We start from the raw sequence: 21,654 nt of genomic DNA, 5'->3' as shown, positions 1-21,654 counted from the left end.
GTCTCCCCGAGCCCCTCACCGTAGTGGCTCCCCAACGGTCGCCCGCGGTTCCCAGCCCTACGGCTCTCGGAAACCCAGGGGTACAACTAGGGATGTTGAGGTTAGGGTTAATAAACCATCACTTCACTACCAATGGTAATAAACCCCACGAATAATCATGAAAACCGAAACTGCCTAATCAATAGCTGGGGCGTACTACTACGTGGTTCTCGCCGGGTACGACCCATACATAGTCAATAACATAGCAGGGCCCCTGCTAGGTGGAAAACCGAGCCTCGGCTTCGTATACCCACTATTCTACACCGCAATAGTGCTGGTAGTTGCCTTAACAATAGTCGGTGCGATAGCCCTGTACAATGCAATGATGGGTTTCGTGAATAGGCCTCTAGCGATAACCGCAGGTATACTCTCCGAGTTAATACTCGTGTTAATGGAGTTCGTGAATGATGGATCCAGGTACCCATACCTATTCCTAAGTGGTAATGCTAGTATTCCAGTTAATGAATTGTTGAATGAGACAATACCATTACCGCTGGTGGCCATATACACCATGATTGCCTCAACGCTTATTTTCACGGTAATATTCAGCATCGTACTCTACTACGGATTATTCAGAAGGTACTTACCCGAGACGGGGGAGTAGGTCCTAGTTAGCCTATGGTTTTGACGTTAAAAATCATTTTAAATTTGAAATTAGATATAGCAATGATGCAGAGGGTTGATATTAGTGGTAATGTGGCTATGATCAAGACCGTAAATGCCCAGGAATGCGTAGAAAATATCATTTTTGAAATAATGTGTATCTGTAACCTAAAGTCCTTGATAATTGCGGAAGATAACGTGGTTACTGCACCAAGTAAGTACGTGGGTAAGAACCTGGGTGATGTGATTAATGAACAATGTAGGGAGAGAAAGTGCCTGTTGGTGAACGATGGGCATAGACAGTACCTGCTAGTGTTTTTCATATTAAAGATGGGGCTTGGGAACCTCGTGGATCTAATAAACCATGCATGTAATGCGTGAAGTCACAATCAATCCCTAATAAAGACAGAAATCAATTTCCCACTAACCGATGTAGATCACTGATAATCCTGCACCTCAGCCCTCGCCTTTATGAACGTACCTTTTCTCAATTCCTCAAAGGCCTCCATCACCTCATCCCACGTATTCATGACTATCGGCCCATACCACGCGATCGGTTCACCTAAGGGTCTACCTGCCAATAATAGGAATCTAACGGGCTTATCACCAGTCTCCACAGTAATGTCCTCACCATCCCTTGAGTAAACAACCAATTCCCTAGATGACGCGGTCCTACCTCCCTTATCGAAACGTGCTGCTCCTTCAATAACATAGGCGATTGCTGTGTAGCCGTCCTTTACGTGGTAGTTGAATGATGATTCCTCAGGTAATTGTACATCCATGTACTGAACAGGCCCGGGTTCGCCGGGTTCAACGTAACATTACCATTAATGTTTGCATCTACGTAAGACCCAACCACAGACCAATCAACCACAACAACACTGTTGTTAGGTAAGTCAGGCAATTGACTTAGGCTAATTGGCTTGATTAATGATCAAGATACGCCGGCACTTGTTAACTCCTGGATTGATGATTGAGGGTCAACAACATAGATGGGAGTGTCTAGTCTCGTACCTGATGACATTGGTGTGTTGGTGTTTGTCTCCATTGGCTTGGTGCCGTGGGTTAGGGGCAATGCGAGGGCTGTGATTACGGCGATTGTTATGGCTATCAGTAATGAGGTGGTGAGGACCCTCATTGCCCAACACCCAGTTTCCATGTCTCTATTGCTGATGCGATTATTGCTGTTGCTTGCTCAATCAATGCCATGTACTTTATGTAGTTCATTACTGCCAGCCCACCACCAATGAGTATTGGCGGTATTAGTGTTAAGATTATTGTGGCAACACCCCACAGTGCCTTGGATGCCCTAGTTGTTGCCACGCTGATCAGCACTGCGTATGTGCCAATGAGCATTACATACGCTATGACTAAAATGACCAGTGCTGGTATTGCTAACCTAGCCAGTAGTAGGGCGAAACCAATGACGAATGCGATGACCATTGTTATCGGTATGAAGCCCCTATGCATTTTGCTCAAAACCAGGGAAACACCGAGGTATGTGTACAAAGCAAGCATCAAAGCCGCAACAACGACTCCAGCCCTGACCATGTTACCAGGAGTGTACAGCAACCAATACGGAAGAGGAATCGGCATAACCGTGAGCACAGAACTAAGCAGTAGCCAGAGGGATGAAGCAAAGCTCACAAAAACAAAGCCAACAAAGAATAGGCGCTAATGTTTATGTTAACTTCAACCCATCATCAAGCCCCTCATTCTACATAACGTTGATAGGTAGTCCGCAGGCAACAAACCCAGGCGGTTCATCATCAATATACCCAATGGGCATGATAATCAACGCCTCAAACTACTACCTCGGGTTGCGTGAGTGTGAGAGGTAGGTGTGGGTCCTCGTTTGGTAATGCTTAATTCCTCTCTCTTGGTTTTTGTTTGATGGTTAGGTCCCTGTTCTGGTTAAGAGGTGGTTGGTGTCTATGAAGGCGCCGGCGATGGTTGAGGCAGTGCCTGGGCCTGTGATTAAATGACCCACAATGGTGGGTGCCTCACCAACGTATACACCGGGGAGTAGTGATTCGAGGAGGGGTGCGATATTCACCGGTCTCGGACTATAGGTAGTAATAGCATTACCCAACGTGTATTCGACAAAGGCGAGGTTTCCAGTCAACTCCTGGTAACCATATAGTGGGCTTGGACACGCACTCACATTAGCCACACTATTGTAGCCATCATCGAGACTTACTACCAACTGCCTACGCATCTCGTAGGCATGGAGTACCTCCGCGAACATCCCGGTAATTGAGCCATTGCCAACATCGATGTATGGGTAAACATATAAGTACTTATTATCGAAGAAGTCCTGAGGCAATAGTGAGAGTGACTCTGTGCCATTAGCCCAATTATCCAAGGGGCCATAACCACCCTCATACTCCTGAAACGCTACGTAGGAGACATTGCCGGGCAAGCCTATGTAGAAGAAGCCGGAGGATGGCACGGTATATGTTAGCATCGTATTACTGATTATCTCTGTGAGTGATGAACCATAGGTAATATTCACACCCGAAAGTCCATTCGGCATCTCTATTGTGTATGATTGTGAGAATGTGATTGTTGGGCCCACCAGCATTAGGTTTCCGCTCTCATTGACAGAACCAAATAGCCCTGGGCCTGACCGCGCCGTGCCACCTATATTATTAATCACAATACTACTTATGCTTTGTATTGCGTTTTGGCTCCAACCCACGAACAATAGTGGTATTGGACCCTCGAACAAACTGCATTGCCGCAGGACCCAATAGTAATCATAGGCTCCTCGCGGTGATGACGGTGGTGGGGGTGGGTAGGTAACGTTAGGATTGCCTATACAACTAGTAACGTATATATAACCAAATGGGTCGCTGCCAAGACCATTTGTTGGTTCGCTCTGCGTGGTGCTTGTTGGCTTTGTCATTGGCACGGCAATCACAGGCTTCACTGCTGTGAAGTTCGCGTTTACCGTGATCTCTATTGGCTCCTGGCTTACCACCCAGCTCGGCTTGTACGGTATCGCCACAATCACAGTCCATGTCCTGTTCCCCTCTCCGTACGTTATGAATGCTATTAGTGATGGGTTCAGCGCACCATTGAACTCCCCAAGCCACCTACTGGCTATGTACCTAACCAACGAACCAGTCAAATTAACAGCCACAGAGCCGTAGCCGCTGTAGTAGCCAACCGTGTATATGTGGTTGGGAGCTATTGCGAACAAACTAACAGTGAAAGGCACGGGGACACCATTCATGAACCCCCCTAAAGACAACTACTGGGTAATTAAACACCGATACATTGTAATAATAACCAAGTAACCAAGACCGCGATAGGTCATGAAGGGCTTCGGCGTTACTGGGGTTGGCACCAAGGCCAAGACAACTATTGAGGCTATCGCCAAGGCAAGGACAATCATCACAAGCAAGGCCCTAGATTTAGGCACAAACCACATACGGGAATCACTTATTACACGGGACTTTTTTTAACTTCGGCTGTTCATAAAAAGTGAGCCGAGCCAGGTTGAAATAGTTATGAGCGATTCAGTATCTCCCTCGCACTGAATTTTGGTGAATTACATGAATAATTTGATTTTTGATCCATGTAAATTAAACCCGCGGTGAGGGTTGGCGATGCGACAACACACAAACGCGGAGAAACAGACACCAAGCACAACCACGCTCTAGTCCCACAAACTCATACCCACGGGGGTTAAACAATTTCCAACCAAACCCGAGAAATATAGAATAAAATTCGTTGGCGCCACCGCCGGGATTTGAACCCGGGACCTACGGGTTAACAGCCCGCCGCTCTACCGTGCTGAGCTACGGTGGCGTTATGTTTCTTTTGTTTTTGGTTATAAGTTTTTCTTCATGTTTTGCCTACCCGTTTGAATCCGTGTTTTTCGTAAATCTTCTTGGCTTTATTGCTTTGTAGTTCTCTAAATAGTTCCTCGGTTTTTCTGATACCCATGGCCACGTGATTTCCGGGAATAATTCCTTGATTTTTTCTATATATTGTTCGTTCTTAATTACGTAGAACTTCTTAATATTGGTGTTGCGGAGATCGTTAAGAGGGAAAATGAGGGTTGGACTTATTTAAAATTATGACTTACTTGACCCCAGTCCTAAATCCAACCCCTAACCTTCATCGCGTTATATATCCTATCGACGGCTTCTACGTAGGCTGCCTCCCTGATGGTCACGTTGTCCGTACCCAACTTACTCCATCTAATCATTACCCTGTTGAATGTGTCCAAGAGTATCCTCTCCAGCCTATTTCTAGTCTCCTCCTCATCCCAGAAGTACCATTGTAGATTCTCAACCCACTCCAGGTAGGACATGACGACACCGCCAGCGTTGGCTGCTAGATCGGGTAATACCCAAATACCCTTCCTGTGCAGTACCTGCTCTGCATCGGCTGTTGTTGGTCCATTGGCGCCCTCAACCACGAGCTTTGCCTTTATGTTATTGGCATTACCCTTGTGTATCACGTTTTCCAGGGCTGCTGGCACTAATACATCAACTGGCAGCTCTAGAACTTCCTCATTCGTTACCTTCCTTGTTCCAGGAGCGTCATAATTAATGACGGAGCCTGTCTTATCCTTAACTGCCTTAACTGCCGTTAGGTCGAGACCCTTCGGGTTATAGACACCGCCCTTGCTGTCTGTTACAGCAACAACCTTAGCGCCCATCTTAATCAACCAGTAGGCTCCCCAGTAGCCCACGTTGCCAAATCCCTGCACAGCCACGGTCTTGCCCTCAATGCCACCCCACACCTTCTTCGCGGCCTCCCTAGCCCATACAGCAACGCCAAAACCTGTTGAGTACTCCCTAACGGGGTTGCCCCATAGGATAATGGGCTTTGCTGTGAATACGCCAGGTACATTGCGCCCAGCTATTTTACTATACTCATCGACCATCCACGCCATTATTTGTGGGTCTGTCCCAACATCAGGGGCTGGTATATCGGTCTCGGGCCCTATGAATGGAGCCAATGCCCTGGCATAACCCCTGCTCAACTCCTCAAGCTCCCTCTTACTGATCTTCTTAGGATCAACTGCGATAGCACCCTTACCACCACCGTAGGGTAAGCCATTTAGTGCGTTCTTGAACGTCATTACTGTAGCCAGTGCTATGTCCTCATCGAGCGTGACCTCTGGGTGGAACCTTATACCGCCCTTATATGGGCCTAGGGCGTTGTTGTGTTGTACCCTATAGCCCGTGAAAACCTGGATCTTGCCGTTATCCATCTTGACTGGTATGTTTACCGTGATTATTCTCTGGGGTCTACTTAGTATTTCATAGACCTCCTGAGGATATCCTCCTAACTCTATAGCCCTCTTTAGGGTTTGTAACACACTTTCTAGGAATGTAGTCCCCTTTAGTGACATCGAGACTATGTAAGTGATGAGTTATTAAACCTTTCTCTATTGGCTTATGTAATACGGCATACTACGAATGAGCACCACCTCATAAAAAGTATTAATTCCTCGCTCATGTTAAGTCCCTGATATGTCTGCGAGTAAAAAGGCATTGGCGAGGCTCATGACGAAGCTTACCAAGGAGAATCTATGGATTTACGTGGTTAGGTTATTAATGGATAGGCCCATGTATGGTTATGAGATTGCAAGGGAGATCAAAACCCGCTTTAACATTGATATAACGAACGTGGGTGTCTACGTAGTCCTCTACAAGATGGAAAGAGATGGCTTAGTTGAAACCTTCATGAGTGGTGATTCGAAGATGTACAGGTTGAGACCGGAGACCGTGGAGTTGTGGCTCAAGGCTAGGGATTTTATATCCACAATACTTAAGGATGTCTTTAGTTGCGGTGTCGATTGTGGTTCTCGGCAAACTTAAGGATGAGATAGAGAGGATTGGAAGGAGGGCCCTAGAAAAGGGCCTTATCAAGATTTTACCTAGGAACCCTAATATCCTAACCGTCTCATCCCTACTAATAGCTTTCCCAACACCGCTTATTGTGTTGATGCACGTATATTGGGCTTACATTACAGCCCTAGTATTACTAATACTGGCCAGTGGTTTCGATATGCTTGATGGCTTGGTTGCGAGGTACTGGGGACGTACATCTAAACTAGGGGCCTTTCTTGATTCAACGTTGGATAGGTATGTCGACTTCATAGCCCTAATTGACCTCTGGTTAATACATGATGGAGGCTTCCTAGGTACTATCTTTCTATTGCTTGCGTTACTTGGTTCCCTAATGACTAGTTACGCCAGGGCTAGGGCAGAGGCGCTTGGCGTTAGGATGCTTGGTGTTGGGCTTCTTGAGAGGGAGGAGAGGTTGCTTCTTGTTCTGGCCATACTCATAATATACATTATTACTCAATTAGGATCCATAATATTTTACGGGCTCCTACTGCTGGCAGTATTAACTAACGTCACAGCCGTAGAGAGATTGTTAGTCGTAGTTAAGTCATTAAGTGGGGGCCCATGAGTTGTCCGTAATTTGATGACTAAGTTAATGATGGCCCTATTTACTGACTCCGCGTGTCTTGATTGGCGTGTCCGCAATTTTTATTAATCAAGCCCCAGAATTAACCACAGGGGTTATGCCTGAAGAGGGCGAGAATGTCGTTGTGTATGTGGAGGGGGAGAGCATAGCCAATAAGGAGGTTGTGAAGGCCAACCTTGTGGATACGGTGAAGAACTACGTTAAGAGGTTGTTGGATAGGTGGAACCCTGAGGAGTCCGATTTCATCGTTCTTAAGGTTCCCCAAACAATAAATCTTGACCTGCCATTAAGTAAGGATTTATATAAGAAGGTGGAAAAATACGGCGTTAAGAGGGTTGGTAATAAGGCTGAGGTTGAGATACCCACGTACGAGATAATATACAGCAATAGGTGGATGGGGGAGGACATGGAGGCCGACAAGTTTGTCGTGATAATGCCCTACATAAACGATGACATCATTAACCAAGTAATCAATAACATACTTTCATCACTATCACCAGAGGGCGAAGAGTTCCTTGAGGAGTGATTGTCTTGATTTTACTCCTTTCATGATGAGTAATTATCGATTATCGACGAACCCATTATACTCTCAAACTCTATTCCAAAGGCGTCAAGGACCTGCTCCAGGGACGTCCTTAGGTATTCAATGTACTTATTAGGGTCTATCTCATCAATCCTAGCCAACTGTATTGGTTTAACACCGTCTTTACCTGTCGTCTTTACATATATTATTATGTCACCAGGCCCCAATTTATATCCCAAGTTCTTAAGCTGTAATGCGGCCTTCACGTGCTGCGGTGTGTTCTTGGTGTACGACTCGAGGGGTTTAGTTAAGGCCGTCCTTATTGCCAGCTTATTGAGTGGTATCTCCCTCCTCTGTAGTTTCCTATAGTAATCCCTCACCTTATCCCTAACCTCCTCTATTGACTTATTAACATCATCAAGACTTCTTATGTCAGAGAGCAATCGTAGTACATCATTGAAGGCGTCCTTCGCGAAATCAGGCGTATTGCGCTTCTTCCCAACCAAGCCCTTTATGTCCAGTTCGCCATCACTCAATATGCCAACGTAGTTCTTCTTCCTTCCACTCATGGCAATTAACCTGTAGACCTTATCGAGTTCAATTTCTATTCCGAACTCCTTCTCAACCCAATCAATCAACTCCTTAAGCTTTTCCTCGCTTGGGTTCCATATGAAGAGGCTATCCGTATCGCCATATATGGGTACTAACCCAAGCTCCAGGGCTTTAAGCACGGTTCTTGATAGTACATACCTAGCAAGTGCCGTCGTTAACTCAGCGGCAGGTGGACAATACAATTGGAATATTTCGGCGCCAAGGACACCGTAGGATGCGTTTATGAAAACCTTCAATGCGCTTTGGACTACGTTATAGTAGCTCTTAAGTACGGCACTAGGTGCCGTCTTAGCAAGTCTCTTATAGACATATGCCCTCAAATCCCTGAGTAGTCCCACGATTAATGCAGTCAAGCCCCTCCTATCGTTGCATACCCAATGGGGTAGTTCTGGTATTGGCTTGTTGTTCTTTGCCTTCTCATCCGGGCACTTGACAGTTTCATACGATATGTTCCACCTCTTTATGACTGAGGGGTACATGCTGGCGAAGTCTAGTACGTAGACGTTCGGGTATATCCCGGGCATTGGGTCAAGAACTATGGCGCCTGCGTACTTCTTACCCTTAATAATGGCCTTGGTAGCCACTTCGCCCTTGTTCTTGATTATGTCTTCCTTCTCAGGTATTAGCCACCCCCTCCTCCTATGTTCGTAATAAAGCATGTTCCTTATCCACGCAGAAATCTGGCTCCTCACTAAGTCGTCTGGTGGTGTCTTTGATATCCTGGACATCAGTATTATTAATCTCAGTACTAGGTTATCGTCGTAGGTGGTTAGGTAGAGCCCAAGGAATGCATCCCTGAAATTATAGTTTATTAATTCGACATAAGTCATCTGGGAGACTGTTTTCTCCCTGTTCAACTTTGACATGCCAACTATGGCATGGGCTATTGTATCAAGTGTTCTATCCAAACCCCTATACTTACCACCAAAGGCGTAAACTTCGATTGCTCTTATGTTGAAGAACTTGTATAGGTCAATGTGCACGCCAAGGGCTATGGAAGCCTCATTCCTCCTAATGGTGATTGGTATCTCCTCCTTCTTAAACCCCAGCTTTAAGGCTCTGTGGTATATATACGGTAGGTCAAAATTATCACCGTTGAATGTTATCAGTATTGGGTATTGAAGCAGTATTGAGAAGAACTCCCTAAGCATATCATATTCATTATTGAAGAACTCAACCTCAACATCATCATAAAGTAACTCATCTAAATCCTCAGGTCTCAATTCCATACCAGGTCTCCTAAGCACGAGTACCTTCCTTAAGCCATCACTACCTGCCAACCCTATCGAGATTATCTCGTAATTAGCCTCCCTGGGATTGGGCACCCTATTCTCCTGTGGTGTGAATACCTCTATATCGATCGATAACCTCTTTATGCTCGGTACGGGTGCCTGGAACAGGGGTATCCACCTACTGGCTTCCTCAAGGAAGTCTGGGTCGTTAGCATAGAGCTTCTTAACGAAATCCTCAACCTCGCTAGGCACCTCAATGGGTACCTGGACTAACTTTCCATCCTCAATTCTATAAAACATGCCGGGTATTATCTCATTATCGAATATGTAGCAAAGGTGATACCTAATCCTCGACTCCCAGGTCTTTGGTAATAACTCCCTGATTGAATCAGCCTTGCCACCAATACTTAACGGATCCTTAGCACAAATCTTTGTGAGTATAACCTTCCTATCATTCAATGCGTCGTATTTCTCCACAGCCTCTAAATGGCTGAATCCAGGGTGAAGTATTACCTTGGTGAATTTAGTAATTAATTCCTCAGGTTTTACGTCAGTGAGTAGGTATGGCTTATGGCCCGTATTATCATACCAGAAGTAAACCCGGTCATTAACGGGATCGTACAACTTAACCAACGCCTTACCAACCTTCCCATCATAAGTCACGGCAAGTACGATTGACGGTGGCGTATTTTGTGGTGTTTCCGCCTTTATTGAGATCTCCTCTTCCTCCTCTTCCAATTCTTCAACTTCCTCCTCAACTTCCTCTTCCTCCTCCTCTTCCTCAATATCCCTAGCCTTCATTACTCATTTTAATCTAGTATCAACTTGGTTTATTAAGCCGTCGCCCCACCCCAACCAGTACTACCGATTATTGAATATAAGCCTTAATTGCGATTAATGTTGAGAGTAGGAATTTTAAGCCAAGCACTTATCGTGCGGTGATGGGTAGGTATTTTGGCGACATCATCTGGCCAACAATATTGATAATAGCAATAGTCATACCTGTGTTCATAACCTACATGCCCTATATACCAACGGGAGGATATGACATAGCAACATCAATAACGCAAACACTAGTTAGTTCATTAAGTAACCCGCTGAGCCTCATCTCAACATACTTACTTGGTGACCTAGCCCCATACCTATATGTGGTAATTGCGGCTTTGATTATTATTCATAGAGGTAGGTTACGTGGTTTGGGTAGGGAGCTTGGTTTCTCGTGGAGACCCACCCTTGGTTTAGTGACAATACCTGCGGTCATCACCCTGGCAGTGGCTTGGTTCCTAATAAGTGGGTTGTTACCATTATCCGTGATACCCAGAATTTCACTGCCTAACATGCTTACCCTCATATACACGTTATACCCAATAGCGATTAGTGAGGAGGTTGTGTTTAGAGGTTTTATTCTAAATAGGTTATTACCTAGGGATTATGGTAAATCGCCAATAATTAATGCAATACCTGCGATAATCGTGAGTGCCGTATACTTCACGCTAGCCCACATACCCGTTTACCTGGCGGTGTACGGAATAAACAACCTGGTGTCCCTTCTTTCAATCCTAGCATACATACTCATTTACGGCATAATTTCAGGGTTTATTTATGTCATTACAGGCAACATCATACCTGACATAATCATACACTGGATAAATGATTACTTATCAATAGAATTTATGATTGACCCAACGACCCTATTAGGTGCTCACACAATGATTCCTCTGATATTTTAACCGCAGCCTCCTCGTAATCACCCAGGTCAATTAATTCCTCGGGCTTTGAGGAAATAGGCAAAGCATCTATAGTCATTAACCGTATCGATAAGCCCTCCAGCTCCCTCCTAAACCTAACCACCTCCTCATCTTCATGGGTACCATGATACATATTATTCAATACCGCAATGATTGGTTTTCTACCAATTCCCATCAATTCCTTAATGTAAGACCTCAACCTGAAGATCGCGCCTTCCACACCATCATAAGCAGCTGAGGCAATCAATATAACATCAGTACCTACCTGCTTTATGAAGCCAATAGTTGATGAAAACACATCTTCAGAATCCCTCGAGCTACCCGTTAATAACCCCATCACACCCTCCACCACCAAGTAATCAAGGCCTAAGCCTGCGGCATTGCTCAGGGCTTCACGCCACCCTACCCAACCTAAAGCCTTATCGTCCCATCTAAGCATTATACTCATCCAGGGTTTGAATGGTCTCTTGAGCACATAGAGGCTTGGGTGTAAATCCCTAATATCACCACCAAGCTTGGCAACACCCACGTAATAACCCTCCCTACTCAAGCAATGCACCAGTGCGCTGGTCAGTAATGTCTTGCCCTCACCCGTCATTGTGGAGGCCACGGTAATAATTCTTGGAATCCTTGGAGCATCCTCACGTGGCGCCCAAGCTCTCTCATCACTTAATTTATAGTATTCCCTAATTATACGCTCATCGTGAATGCCTAGTTCATTAAATAGATTCTTACTTATGGGCGAATTAGGGCCTAGGATTCCGTGAACCATCGTACCAAACACTCTATACTTTCTTGAGGACACCAGGGTAGGTGTTTCCAACGTAGCATTTCTATAGTTGTACCTAGTTATTGTGGATACTCCATCAATTTGTACGTCGTTGTTTAATACGTTGATTTTGCCGTAGGTATGGGCTTGCCAACCACCCAATTCCGTATTAACGAGACCCCTCGTCGCCCATGACTCATTAATTACCTTAACCAGAACAGGTCCTGTGACAATCAATGGTTCAAGGGATATGTTTAACACACCAAGTCCTTCAACATAGCCAGGTAAACCCCTGACGTTGAGATTAATGCTCTTGGAGAGAAATTGAACTCCCGAGCAAACACCAACCACGGTACCACCCCTCTCAACGAAATCCCAAACCTCCCTACCTAGCCAACCATACCTCTCTAAAACCCTGGACTCCACCAGTGTGCCTGGCGGAATTATCAACGCATCGAGATCCCTAATCATTCCTGGTCTGTCTACATAAATGTTGAATGGCAACTCCTCGTAATGAGGCATCGCACCCCTTACCTTCAATATACCAATCCTAGCCATGAGCATCCCGATTATGATATGACTACGGCATCAATCCCTGTATTTAATAATGTACTTACTGTGTTTGGGTTATCATCGAAGTGCACGAGTATGTGGAATTCCCTTAATAAGTTCCGTATCATCCGTGATTTATAGATTGGGTCGGGTTCCGTATTGCCATCAGGCCTCATGAACAAGCCCTCGAAACCATATACACCGAAGGAGTTTAATTGCTTAATTGTGCATTCCCTCATAGACTCCCTCCTGCCCGTGACTATTATTATGGCAAACCCCCTACTCCTAATGAAGTTTAGGTACTCAATGATCCTAGGCTTCGGTTTATCAAGGGGTAATTTATCGCAGTCGAGAAAGCAATCCCAATTAACCCCATTATCACCCTTAATGCACATCCTTAATCTATCCTCCGAGTTTACTAAGACCCCATCTATATCAAACGAAACGACCCTCTTCATTAAATAGTATAGTACAATTGCTCCTTTTTAAAAGCACCATATTAAGCATTCAGTAAAGACTTATGCATTACCTCCCTTTAGGGCTCTGTCTTTATCATGTCGTGTCTCATGATGATAATCCTAGCCGTTGAACACAGCATCTAGGCATTCAATACCGTAGCAGCTCACGTAATTGATACCAACCATCTTAGGTAAGTAGTACATTTGTTTCACGGACTCCACAGAAACCCTATTGACATCAACGCTCTTTAGGAATGGTGAGACTACAGGGCATGTTGATAGAACCAGGTGTATGTTTGACTCCCTTAACTTACTCACTATGTTAGGGTCTAACTGCTTTAGGACAAAGGGTGTTGTAGCTATGTAAACAGGCTTTGTAGCTCTTCTCCACCCTTTACCACCTACGTAGTTTATAACTGCAGTGATCTCCTCAATACCGTAATGAGGGCATCCAAGGAATACGGCATCGAAATCTCCCTCTCGAACCACGGCGTCCTTCATCACCTCCGAAACATCTAATTCTATTACCTCGGGTTTATCTGCCATGCTCAAGTAATTACGGTAATTCGGCGTTAAATCGCCTATTATCATGAACGCGTGGGGTGAGTACGTTGCATAACTAGCCAATAACTGCTTAATTATTGCGTTGGAGTTGGATTTAATGATTAGGTATGGTTTTCCATCACCAACAACCTCAGCGATCCTCTTTCCAATGAGTCCCGCAATTAATGGATTATCCAGAGCCTTATCCTGGTTCACCTTAACCACGTGAGTCGGTATACGACTCTCGATTGTGTAAAGACCATACCTAGGTACCCTACCAACCAATGCCGATAAAACCACAAAAGGTCCGGGAAGTTTCTCTGTCCATGCATCGTAAACAGCATTTATGTACGCTACGGCATTAGACTCAGCCCATGCATGGTATGTCCTAGGCCTTAGGCGCATGTATTCGTAGGGTGCGCATGTTAGCCATAGGCTTGCGCCCATGGACCTGAGTGCGTTTATTATATCCCATTGCTTCCTTACGAATTTCTCATCTATACCCCAATTATTGGCAATATCGATACCCACGGGATTCACAGTAGTGAATACATGGAATCTAGCACCAGATCCTGCTAAATCCTCGAGGTACTCAAGCCCTGGATCGCCTATTGTTAGGTATGAAACACCAGCGATATGCGCAGTTTCTATCTCAACAAGCCGATCCGCCTTTAATACCTCACCAACCTTAACAATGACTTGCATTGCCTTTGCAATGACGTCCCCGTAGTCACCACGTAACATTCTCTCCTCATACTTATCAAGGTACATCAATACACGAACATTTAACGGGAAAATAAACCTTAATTTAGCGCCAACTTTCTGTGGGACTGTATGAAATTCGAGATTGACTGGTTAAGAAGTGTCGAGGCTGTGTTTACAGATTATGATGGAACGATAGCGCCAATAGATATTGCTAGGGAGTTAAGTAAACCGCTCTCGAATGTTTACGAAAAACTGGTCGAATTAGGCAGGTACATACCCATAGCAGTAATTAGTACTAAGGATTGTGACTTCCTGATACCAAGGACCGATTTCGCCAAGGCATGGGCGTGTACTTACGGGTTTGAAATTAGGGTTGGGGATGTGCGTTACATTCATGAGGATTTACACAACTGGCAGGATAAATTTAGGGAATTAATAGAAATAATCCAAGGTATTGATAGCTTGAGGAACGCTTACTTAGAGGTGAAACATGCCGGTATATTAATAAGTGGTTTAAGTATTGATTGGAGACGTAAAGGTTCAATAAATAAGGATGCCCTTGAGAGCGTAATAAGGAGGGCCCAGGACCTAGGCTTTAGGGTCATCAAATACAAGGGTCACCCATTCATCGATATATATCCAGGTATACCAATCGATAAGGGCTATGCAGTTACCAAACTTAAGGAGCTCATGAATATAACGGGTCCCATAATGTACATGGGTGATTCTGAGAACGATATACCAGCCATGAAAGTTGTTGAGTATCCCGTCGGTATAAGGCATAAGTATAACGAGAACCTTGAATTACCTGTAAAGCTTTGGGTGCGTGAGGAGGAGTTGCCGGAGTTCCTTGACTATTTATTAACAAGTTTAAAGTCCAAGATTCATTAATTTCCGAAGCCGAACTAACCGACTTAACCGCTGAATCTTAATCTCGTACTCACTACCTTTAGCGTTTAGGGTCACCTTAAGTGTGTTCATAACTCTACTTTCGATTGTTGCTTCGAGCTTCATAATTCCTCTTGGACATCGTAAAATGAGCCTATTAAAAACCTTTCTCTATAGTAATCAATAAACCCATAGAAGTGGTTTAGGTATATAGAGAGCAAGACCCTCAAGACCGACTCGCTCGATGGGCTTCATCAAGTGCCTATACTCGCTCTCCCTCGGATTGATGAGGAACCACCTATTCCTTGCCGAGATAACCCTGGGTAATTTATCCTTAAACCCACATCGTTTGCACCTCAAGATTCCCACCCTTCCCAGAGATTCCATGGGACCACCACACCTCGGACACCTGGGGTTTGTAATCTCAATCTCCCTGTCATGCAATACCCTTATGCCCTCTACGTAGATGGTGTTCTCCTCACCGGGCTTTACACCACCCCATATGTCTACGAGACAACCAACGCAATTTGATAACTCCTTAGAAATACCCAGGTGCCTGTATGCTATTGCCCTCATTCCATTACCCAATTTAATGTGCGCGTGACCATACTCATCAAAACTTACACTAACTATAATCCCTATAACATCCACGTTCCTGTAAGGTATATACCTGCCCGAGTGGGTTCTATGTTCATCCGTACCCTGGTTCGTTAAATACACAATCCAGCCAATGGCACCGTACTTATTAGCCAGGTAATTGCCCATGGATATCACGTGGTATGGAGAATCACCCCTAACACCGAACAGCACGGGGTCAGGTCCATGAGGCTCTATGAGTACGTGAGTCCCATCAATGTTAAGGAATGTGAATGGTTTAGTTGCTGTATCCCAGGTGGTAACGTCCTGGGCATCAATGGTTGGTCTCTCGGAATCCTCGTTCCTATAGGCTATGAATTCGTATGTAGCGTCCCTCGGTACAAACCCTATCGACGCCAACGCACCGATGGTACCTCTACCTCCGATTAATTTCGCGCCAACTTTCTCAGAAACCCTCTGTGCGAGATCCATGTTAACAACATCCCTAACGCTTTTTCCATAAAACCAGGTCAATCTATCAGGCATTTTCTCTAGATCATCGACAACTATATATGCAATACCAGGGCTGGTTTTGCCTGTTCTCCTCACCATTTGGTCGGCAATGACCTGCATTAATTCAACGTAATCCCTGGCTGCATCCTCACTATCTACCCTAAGGATTATGGATAATGAGGCATTGCCCCTTGTCTTAAACGGGACATATGGATTAAGTCTCGTCAACCTTGGTAACCCAATAACGTCATTTACGAGACCATCATTGACCAAATACTTTATGAATGAGTACATGACGTACGTTGTACACCCACCATCCTCCGCATCCATATCGTCAATACCCATGATTAGGTACGGCATTAATTACTACACCAATTACTTACCTTAGGGAGGTATTTTAAGCTAGGCTTATTGCTGAGCATTTCTATTTCCAAAGGTCGCTAAGGCAGCGACAATATTTGCAATAAAATTACCCTGGTTGGATCAATAAAAGCCTTTTAAACTAGGATGCCTTGATTAATTAACTATGCCTGAGGATGAGGAGCCAGAGAGGGAAGAGAATCCTGGGGAGGGTGAGGAGGAGAGCGAAGAGCCAGAGGAGACTACTGAGGAGGAGGGTGAGGAGTTAGGTGGAGAAGCGGGCGGTGCTGAGGGAGGTGGTGTTGTTGAGTCTGAGGAGTACTATAGGATAATGTTCCCTAAGGGCAAGGAGTTTAGGTATGTATTCACGGCATTGGCCAATTTACTCCAGGAAACGAATTTCGTGATTGATACTGAAGGTATTAAGATGAAGTCGATAGATCCAAGCAAGGTATCATTAATTATATTGAATATACCAGGCTCAAGTCTCGAGGAATACAGCGTCACTAAGGAGTTGAAGGTAGGCATAAGCTTCGACCTAGTCAAGAAGATATTGAAGAGGATTGGAGCTAGAGATAAGGTAGAGCTTGGTGTGGACATGGGTAAAAACAAGTTCTTCATAACCATATACACCAAGAAGGGTAAGGAGGGTGGTTTCTATAGAAGGTTTGGTATACCAATAATTAACATAGCGGAGGAGGAGGTACCGGAACCCAAGTTGGAGTACCCGGTCAGGGTTAGGATGGACATGGACGCATTTCTAGACGTAATAAGCGCTGCTGGTGAGATCTCGGATTCCGTGAAGTTCGTAGTTGATGAGGGTAAGTTCTCAATAATTGCTGAGGGTGAGGGTGGTAAGGCCCTAGAAACCACATACACGAGCAGTGATGAGGTATTTTATGAATACTCGGTTCAGGGATCTCATAACTCGACATACGCCATAGAGTTATTACTGGACTTTGTTAGACCCATGAGGCAGGTGAGTGATACGGTCACCATAGAGTTTGACGATAATAAGCCGCTGAAGTTAACAATGGATTTCGCAATAGGGTCATTGCAATTTTACCTGGCACCAAGGGTTGCTTAATCAAATAATTCCTAGACGCTGTATTTAATGGAGAGATAATCCCGCGGAGGAATTATGATAGGCACTAGCTGAGTTAGGTTTACATCAAGGAACATACCCTTAACAGAGCCCTCTCTAGGCTTAAAATCTAGAGAGAATTCAATAGCGTGAGCACTCCAATTACCAATGAATAGTAATCCATGCCCATTTCTCGACTCAATCCTAGCAATTACGTGATCATTAGATACGCTCCTAACCTCATAATCATTACTGAGTACGGACCTCCCACCATTGATATTAATGTTTAAATCACTAACAACGTAAGCCCTACCCAAACTAACGATGAGTATTAGATAGTGGTCATCGAAGTACGCAAGGATCCAATTTAGGTGGGGTAGTACCTTCGTATCTACCGTAATGTGCGTAGGCCATACTATCGGATTAAGCATGGACAAGAATGTTAAGTATTTCAGCTCATCGGGAGTTGACGAACGAAGCAACTCATCATAGACTTCGAGACCTAGGGTAGGTAAGTTATACCTGGTGAGGGCGATCGATAGTTTCGAGATTTCTAAGGGGCTTAGATCATTTAACCTTAAGTAGTATCTATATAGTGCATTTATCGCCCTTGAGTATTCATAGATTCTATTTGAGAGACACAGCAGCTCATCGGTGCATTTTTTCCTTAGTTCACCTCTAGTCTTAGTAAGTTCGTTCTTTAGATTAAGCAGGGCTTTTATGCTTCGCTCCCTTCGTAGCCTCTTGTTTATACTTATATACCTCATTATTGGTTCATCATTAATACACTGATCGACAGTGACGCCTAATAGCTCGTACGCGTTCCATAACCAAGGCATATAATCGCACCTAGGCGTTACATCAACGCCCTTACCTAATGCTAACACGTAATCCCTCCTTGATGTAAAAACCTCAAGGTGTATCATGAATGGGCTACTTTAATATTGAAAGTGGTTGTATGTATTTATTTGCCTCAACTATAGATCCTGGGTATATTACGGAGTTGGCGCCTATCCTAGTTCCCGGCCCAACTATTGCGCCTAATTTTGCCAACTGCTTACCCTTAATAATAACGGGCGACAGGTGTGACACCTCAACGCCGGTGGGTAACACGTTTAGTGTAACAACACCCGGTTCTATTGTGCTTTCATCACCAATTATTGAGCTACCTATGAATGAACCCCTACCTACAGTGGCTTTGCGTCCAATGAGTGACTCCGTTATCTCAGCGTCAGCACCTATAACGGCGCCCTCCTCCAGCGATGTATTGTTCCTAATGATCGCATTATTACCGACATAAACGTCATTACCGATGTACGCAGGCCCCCTAATTATTGCATCATGATCCACCTTTGCACCGGCATCTATTACTACGGGACCTTCGACCATAGCCTTTGGTGATATATCGGCATCCTTACTAACCCTAGCCTCACTCAAGTCACTTAATAAATACTTAATAGCTGATAGTAGGTCCCATGGATAGCTGACATCAACAAACCACCCGCTCCATAGTGCGACATTAACATTGCCTCTAAACAATCTTAACGCACCATTAATATCGCCATCTAGCTCATAAAGTGAGTTTAAGAAGTCCCTCTCGGTAACGAGTATTCCTGTCCACGCATAACCAGATTTATGCGTTGAAACCTTGTTAATCACGACACCATCGACCACCTCAACCTCGAAATACCCCTGTAAATCTGACAATGGTGTCATAAGCACGGTTATAGCCTTCCCGGAATTTACGTGACTATTCAACGCTAATTCATAAGCTTCCTGAGGCAGCACTACGTCACCAAACGATATTAATGTGGTACCTTTACCGGAAACCTCCTTCACCATTTTCAATGCGCTATTTAGATCATCACCACCTTGCCCAATACTCTCTAAAGAAACTCCCTCAAAGTAACGTCCCAACTCGTTACTTATTCTCTGGGGATTTCGGGAAATTACGTACATCCTCTTCAGTCCTAGTTGCACCAAGTTCTTTATAGGGTAATAAATTAACGGTTTTCCGAGTAATCGAATGAGTGATTTCTCAAGGTGCGGTGTCAGTGGCTCCATATTAGTGCCTTTACCGCCACCTAATACCACACCAATTACTTCCCTTGAGTAGCCCATGGCTATCACTCTACAGTAACGGTCTTCGCCAAGTTCCTTGGTTTATCTGGATCATAGCCCTTAGCAACCGCTGTATAGTACGCAAGTAACTGCATGGGGACTACATACACTATGGGGGCCACCCTATAATCAATATTAGGCATCTCAAGGGTTACATTCAGTAATTCCTTGAATTTGCCCACGTACTTCTCAGGAACTAAACCTATTGTGTATGCATCCCTAGCCTTCATCTCCATTACATTGCCGAGCAAGGCATCCACGTTATCGTCATCTAATATCGAGAATACGACGGGATACCCACCCTCGACCAGCGCTATTGGGCCGTGCTTGCTCTCACCGGCTGGGTATGCCTCGGCATGTATGTAGGCTATCTCCTTCAACTTTAACGCACCCTCCATACTCAATGGGACGCCAATACCCCTACTCAGGTAATATGCACTCTGTTTCCTGCTTATGTATCCACTAAGAGCCTTAACTTTACCTTCGACGCTAGCCATTACACCCTGGACTAGGTTGGGCACCTTATTGAGCAAATCCATCATGTCCCTATACTCATTATTCGTAAGCTTCCCCATGGCAATCCCCATTTTGAGGGCTAATACTGTTAATACCACGAGTTGTGTCGTGAAGGTTTTCGTGGCCGCAACACCAATCTCGGGACCGGCTCTGGTGTATATTACGTAGTTCGACTCCCTAGGTATTGCGCTATCGATCACGTTGGATACAGCAACTATCTTAGCACCTCTCTCCCTAAATGCCCTAATGGCAACTAACGTATCTATTGTCTCACCAGACTGGCTAATTGCTATCGCTATATCCCCATCACTAATGGAATTGAGGTACTTCTTGTACTCTGATGATATTAAAGTATGCGTGTCAAGCCCCAGCATTGAGGTGAATAGGTAATCGCCAATGAGGCCGGCGTGGTACGAAGTACCCGCACCTAGGATGAAGACCTTCCTGGAGTTCAGTATGGCGTTAATTACCTCATTAAATGCCTTCTCGTCAATACCCGCCAATGTCGAGTTGATTGCTATGGGTTGCTCATGTATTTCCTTAAGCATGAAGTGCGGATAACCCTCCTTACTGGCCATCTCCGGTGTCCAACTTATGAGCCTAATCCTCTCCTCCACATTAACGGGTAACCCATCCCTCTCAATATAGACCTTGCCGGGCTCAATGTAACCATACTCCCCATCTCTAAGTACAATGACCGTGTTTGTGAACTCGAGAAAGGCTGGGATATCACTGGCGATGAAGTTGGCACCATTGCCAATACCGATAACCAACGGTGAGGTATTCCTTGCAAAATACAGTCTATTTGGTTCCTGGGCCATGGCAACAACGAATGCGTAGGCACCACGTATTTTTGAAAGAGCAGCCTTGAAGGCATCAAATGGTTTATAACCCATCTTTAAATACTCCTCTATCAAGTGAGCCAAAACCTCGGTATCAGTTTCACTCCTAAACACGTGTCCTTTCCTGATCAATTCTTCCTTAAGTTCTAAGAAGTTCGAGATTATGCCATTATGAACAACGGCAACTCTTCCCGTGCAATCTGTATGTGGGTGTGCATTCTCATCGCTTGGTTTACCATGAGTAGCCCACCTGGTGTGTCCAATGGCTGTTAACCCATCAACCTCATCGAAGCTTAACCTGACGCTGACCTCAGCAATCTTACCCTTACCCTTCCTAACCTCTATACTACTGCCCTTAATTACGGCTATACCAACAGAGTCATAACCCCTATACTCCAACCTCTCAAGGCACCTCCTGACCACCTTACCAATGGGTTCCCTAAAGTTGCCCTGTAGAGACGTAATGCCAATAATACCACACATGAGTAGGCACTTATCCCTAAAACAGGCT

The 21,654-nt window shown here is 44.8% G+C and carries 23 protein-coding genes and 1 tRNA gene; 9 read left to right on the top strand and 15 right to left on the bottom strand.

Going from position 1 to position 21,654, the window contains the following annotated elements:
• The first annotated feature begins 202 nt into the window (after positions 1 to 202).
• Positions 203 to 643, top strand: coding sequence for a hypothetical protein (locus B7L70_RS04010; RefSeq protein WP_081226603.1), 441 nt, complete (start codon positions 203 to 205; stop codon positions 641 to 643).
• A gap of 65 nt (positions 644 to 708) precedes the next feature.
• Positions 709 to 1,023 carry a hypothetical protein gene (locus B7L70_RS04005; protein WP_081226602.1) on the top strand — a complete coding sequence of 105 codons (315 nt, stop codon included), beginning with the start codon at positions 709 to 711 and terminating at the stop codon, positions 1,021 to 1,023.
• Between the two features lie 56 nt (positions 1,024 to 1,079).
• On the opposite strand, the gene B7L70_RS04000 is transcribed toward B7L70_RS04005, so the two are convergent.
• From B7L70_RS04000 to B7L70_RS03990, 3 genes are all read right to left on the bottom strand, one after another.
• The gene (locus tag B7L70_RS04000; RefSeq protein ID WP_081226601.1) at positions 1,080 to 1,424 is read right to left on the bottom strand and encodes a pirin-like C-terminal cupin domain-containing protein; all 345 of its coding nucleotides are present in this window, start codon (positions 1,422 to 1,424) and stop codon (positions 1,080 to 1,082) included.
• Positions 1,425 to 1,576: 152 nt separating this feature from the next.
• Positions 1,577 to 1,780, bottom strand: coding sequence for a hypothetical protein (locus tag B7L70_RS03995; protein ID WP_081226600.1), 204 nt, complete (start codon positions 1,778 to 1,780; stop codon positions 1,577 to 1,579).
• Positions 1,777 to 2,238, bottom strand: a complete 462-nt coding sequence (locus B7L70_RS03990; RefSeq protein ID WP_143701530.1) for a hypothetical protein — start codon at positions 2,236 to 2,238, stop codon at positions 1,777 to 1,779. Before B7L70_RS03990 ends, B7L70_RS03995 begins: the two co-directional genes overlap by 4 nt.
• Positions 2,239 to 2,273: 35 nt before the next feature.
• On the opposite strand from B7L70_RS03990, the gene B7L70_RS03985 reads away from it, so the two are divergent.
• A complete protein-coding gene (locus B7L70_RS03985; protein WP_081226598.1) occupies positions 2,274 to 2,483 on the top strand; it encodes a hypothetical protein in 210 nt (69 codons plus the stop codon).
• 56 nt (positions 2,484 to 2,539) lie between these two features.
• On the opposite strand, the gene B7L70_RS03980 is transcribed toward B7L70_RS03985, so the two are convergent.
• The 4 genes from B7L70_RS03980 to B7L70_RS03965 all read right to left on the bottom strand — a co-directional run bounded on the left by B7L70_RS03980 (position 2,540) and on the right by B7L70_RS03965 (position 6,016).
• The gene (locus tag B7L70_RS03980) at positions 2,540 to 3,865 is read right to left on the bottom strand and encodes a hypothetical protein (RefSeq protein ID WP_143701529.1); all 1,326 of its coding nucleotides are present in this window, start codon (positions 3,863 to 3,865) and stop codon (positions 2,540 to 2,542) included.
• Between the two features lie 33 nt (positions 3,866 to 3,898).
• The gene (locus B7L70_RS13240; RefSeq protein ID WP_162009087.1) at positions 3,899 to 4,069 is read right to left on the bottom strand and encodes a hypothetical protein; all 171 of its coding nucleotides are present in this window, start codon (positions 4,067 to 4,069) and stop codon (positions 3,899 to 3,901) included.
• A gap of 312 nt (positions 4,070 to 4,381) precedes the next feature.
• A tRNA-Asn gene (locus tag B7L70_RS03970) sits at positions 4,382 to 4,458 on the bottom strand.
• Between the two features lie 292 nt (positions 4,459 to 4,750).
• Positions 4,751 to 6,016, bottom strand: coding sequence for a Glu/Leu/Phe/Val dehydrogenase (locus B7L70_RS03965; RefSeq protein WP_081226595.1), 1,266 nt, complete (start codon positions 6,014 to 6,016; stop codon positions 4,751 to 4,753).
• Positions 6,017 to 6,137: 121 nt separating this feature from the next.
• Between B7L70_RS03965 and B7L70_RS03960 the strand changes: the two genes are divergently transcribed.
• The 3 genes from B7L70_RS03960 to B7L70_RS03950 all read left to right on the top strand — a co-directional run bounded on the left by B7L70_RS03960 (position 6,138) and on the right by B7L70_RS03950 (position 7,627).
• A complete protein-coding gene (locus B7L70_RS03960) occupies positions 6,138 to 6,485 on the top strand; it encodes a PadR family transcriptional regulator (RefSeq protein WP_081226594.1) in 348 nt (115 codons plus the stop codon).
• Positions 6,466 to 7,083 (top strand): CDP-alcohol phosphatidyltransferase family protein, encoded by a 618-nt coding sequence (locus B7L70_RS03955; protein WP_081226607.1) that lies wholly within the window; start codon positions 6,466 to 6,468, stop codon positions 7,081 to 7,083. Before B7L70_RS03960 ends, B7L70_RS03955 begins: the two co-directional genes overlap by 20 nt.
• A gap of 115 nt (positions 7,084 to 7,198) precedes the next feature.
• On the top strand, positions 7,199 to 7,627 hold the full coding sequence (locus tag B7L70_RS03950; protein ID WP_081226593.1) for a DUF2286 domain-containing protein: 429 nt from the start codon (positions 7,199 to 7,201) through the stop codon (positions 7,625 to 7,627).
• Positions 7,628 to 7,647: 20 nt separating this feature from the next.
• Here the strand turns inward: B7L70_RS03950 and B7L70_RS03945 are convergent, their stop codons facing one another.
• Positions 7,648 to 10,269: a DNA-directed DNA polymerase I gene (locus B7L70_RS03945; protein WP_081226592.1), complete on the bottom strand. Its 2,622-nt coding sequence runs from the start codon at positions 10,267 to 10,269 to the stop codon at positions 7,648 to 7,650.
• 140 nt (positions 10,270 to 10,409) lie between these two features.
• Between B7L70_RS03945 and B7L70_RS03940 the strand changes: the two genes are divergently transcribed.
• Complete coding sequence (locus B7L70_RS03940; RefSeq protein WP_081226591.1) at positions 10,410 to 11,198, top strand: type II CAAX prenyl endopeptidase Rce1 family protein; 789 nt, start codon at positions 10,410 to 10,412, stop codon at positions 11,196 to 11,198.
• Here B7L70_RS03940 and B7L70_RS03935 read toward each other — a convergent pair.
• The 3 genes from B7L70_RS03935 to B7L70_RS03925 form a co-directional block, all read right to left on the bottom strand.
• Positions 11,140 to 12,543, bottom strand: a complete 1,404-nt coding sequence (locus tag B7L70_RS03935; RefSeq protein WP_081226606.1) for a hypothetical protein — start codon at positions 12,541 to 12,543, stop codon at positions 11,140 to 11,142. The two genes, B7L70_RS03940 and B7L70_RS03935, sit on opposite strands and share 59 nt — an antisense overlap.
• Before the next feature lie 11 nt (positions 12,544 to 12,554).
• A complete protein-coding gene (locus tag B7L70_RS03930; RefSeq protein ID WP_081226590.1) occupies positions 12,555 to 12,995 on the bottom strand; it encodes an HAD family hydrolase in 441 nt (146 codons plus the stop codon).
• 120 nt (positions 12,996 to 13,115) lie between these two features.
• Complete coding sequence (locus B7L70_RS03925; RefSeq protein WP_081226589.1) at positions 13,116 to 14,309, bottom strand: aconitase X catalytic domain-containing protein; 1,194 nt, start codon at positions 14,307 to 14,309, stop codon at positions 13,116 to 13,118.
• Between the two features lie 63 nt (positions 14,310 to 14,372).
• Here B7L70_RS03925 and B7L70_RS03920 point away from each other — a divergent pair, with 63 nt between their 5' ends.
• A complete protein-coding gene (locus B7L70_RS03920; protein WP_081226588.1) occupies positions 14,373 to 15,134 on the top strand; it encodes a trehalose-phosphatase in 762 nt (253 codons plus the stop codon).
• A gap of 177 nt (positions 15,135 to 15,311) precedes the next feature.
• Here the strand turns inward: B7L70_RS03920 and B7L70_RS03915 are convergent, their stop codons facing one another.
• The gene (locus tag B7L70_RS03915) at positions 15,312 to 16,580 is read right to left on the bottom strand and encodes a DUF1743 domain-containing protein (RefSeq protein WP_081226587.1); all 1,269 of its coding nucleotides are present in this window, start codon (positions 16,578 to 16,580) and stop codon (positions 15,312 to 15,314) included.
• Between the two features lie 166 nt (positions 16,581 to 16,746).
• Between B7L70_RS03915 and B7L70_RS03910 the strand changes: the two genes are divergently transcribed.
• The gene (locus B7L70_RS03910; protein WP_081226586.1) at positions 16,747 to 17,667 is read left to right on the top strand and encodes a DNA polymerase sliding clamp; all 921 of its coding nucleotides are present in this window, start codon (positions 16,747 to 16,749) and stop codon (positions 17,665 to 17,667) included.
• Positions 17,668 to 17,678: 11 nt separating this feature from the next.
• Here B7L70_RS03910 and B7L70_RS03905 read toward each other — a convergent pair whose 3' ends face one another.
• Genes B7L70_RS03905 through glmS form a run of 3 tightly spaced genes read right to left on the bottom strand, consistent with a single transcriptional unit; the run spans position 17,679 to position 21,626 of the window.
• Entirely contained in the window at positions 17,679 to 18,590 is a 912-nt protein-coding gene (locus B7L70_RS03905) for a hypothetical protein (RefSeq protein WP_081226585.1), read from the bottom strand.
• Positions 18,591 to 18,597: 7 nt separating this feature from the next.
• The gene (locus B7L70_RS03900) at positions 18,598 to 19,785 is read right to left on the bottom strand and encodes a sugar phosphate nucleotidyltransferase (RefSeq protein ID WP_081226605.1); all 1,188 of its coding nucleotides are present in this window, start codon (positions 19,783 to 19,785) and stop codon (positions 18,598 to 18,600) included.
• Between the two features lie 5 nt (positions 19,786 to 19,790).
• Positions 19,791 to 21,626, bottom strand: a complete 1,836-nt coding sequence (glmS, locus tag B7L70_RS03895) for a glutamine--fructose-6-phosphate transaminase (isomerizing) (RefSeq protein ID WP_081226584.1) — start codon at positions 21,624 to 21,626, stop codon at positions 19,791 to 19,793.
• Between the last annotated feature and the right edge of the window lie 28 nt (positions 21,627 to 21,654).

Source organism: Vulcanisaeta sp. EB80 (assembly GCF_002078205.2).
The sequence above is the reverse complement of the archived record's forward strand: the minus strand, read 5'-3'. Positions and strand labels throughout refer to the sequence as shown.

Bases quoted from the DNA above. Each gene is read 5' to 3' on its own strand.
- B7L70_RS03925 (WP_081226589.1), bottom strand. From the start codon at position 14,309: ATGTACCTTGATAAGTATGAGGAGAGAATGTTACGTGGTGACTACGGG.
- B7L70_RS03945 (WP_081226592.1), bottom strand. From the start codon at position 10,269: ATGAAGGCTAGGGATATTGAGGAAGAGGAGGAGGAAGAGGAAGTTGAG.
- B7L70_RS03995 (WP_081226600.1), bottom strand. From the start codon at position 1,780: ATGAGGGTCCTCACCACCTCATTACTGATAGCCATAACAATCGCCGTA.
- B7L70_RS04005 (WP_081226602.1), top strand. From the start codon at position 709: ATGCAGAGGGTTGATATTAGTGGTAATGTGGCTATGATCAAGACCGTA.
- B7L70_RS03910 (WP_081226586.1), top strand. From the start codon at position 16,747: ATGCCTGAGGATGAGGAGCCAGAGAGGGAAGAGAATCCTGGGGAGGGT.
- B7L70_RS03990 (WP_143701530.1), bottom strand. From the start codon at position 2,238: ATGCCGATTCCTCTTCCGTATTGGTTGCTGTACACTCCTGGTAACATG.
- glmS (WP_081226584.1), bottom strand. From the start codon at position 21,626: ATGTGTGGTATTATTGGCATTACGTCTCTACAGGGCAACTTTAGGGAA.
- B7L70_RS03920 (WP_081226588.1), top strand. From the start codon at position 14,373: ATGAAATTCGAGATTGACTGGTTAAGAAGTGTCGAGGCTGTGTTTACA.
- B7L70_RS03935 (WP_081226606.1), bottom strand. From the start codon at position 12,543: ATGGCTAGGATTGGTATATTGAAGGTAAGGGGTGCGATGCCTCATTAC.
- B7L70_RS03915 (WP_081226587.1), bottom strand. From the start codon at position 16,580: ATGCCGTACCTAATCATGGGTATTGACGATATGGATGCGGAGGATGGT.
- B7L70_RS03930 (WP_081226590.1), bottom strand. From the start codon at position 12,995: ATGAAGAGGGTCGTTTCGTTTGATATAGATGGGGTCTTAGTAAACTCG.
- B7L70_RS03940 (WP_081226591.1), top strand. From the start codon at position 10,410: ATGGGTAGGTATTTTGGCGACATCATCTGGCCAACAATATTGATAATA.
- B7L70_RS03985 (WP_081226598.1), top strand. From the start codon at position 2,274: ATGAAGCAAAGCTCACAAAAACAAAGCCAACAAAGAATAGGCGCTAAT.
- B7L70_RS04000 (WP_081226601.1), bottom strand. From the start codon at position 1,424: ATGGATGTACAATTACCTGAGGAATCATCATTCAACTACCACGTAAAG.
- B7L70_RS03960 (WP_081226594.1), top strand. From the start codon at position 6,138: ATGTCTGCGAGTAAAAAGGCATTGGCGAGGCTCATGACGAAGCTTACC.
- B7L70_RS03965 (WP_081226595.1), bottom strand. From the start codon at position 6,016: ATGTCACTAAAGGGGACTACATTCCTAGAAAGTGTGTTACAAACCCTA.
- B7L70_RS03905 (WP_081226585.1), bottom strand. From the start codon at position 18,590: ATGATACACCTTGAGGTTTTTACATCAAGGAGGGATTACGTGTTAGCA.
- B7L70_RS03950 (WP_081226593.1), top strand. From the start codon at position 7,199: ATGCCTGAAGAGGGCGAGAATGTCGTTGTGTATGTGGAGGGGGAGAGC.
- B7L70_RS03900 (WP_081226605.1), bottom strand. From the start codon at position 19,785: ATGGGCTACTCAAGGGAAGTAATTGGTGTGGTATTAGGTGGCGGTAAA.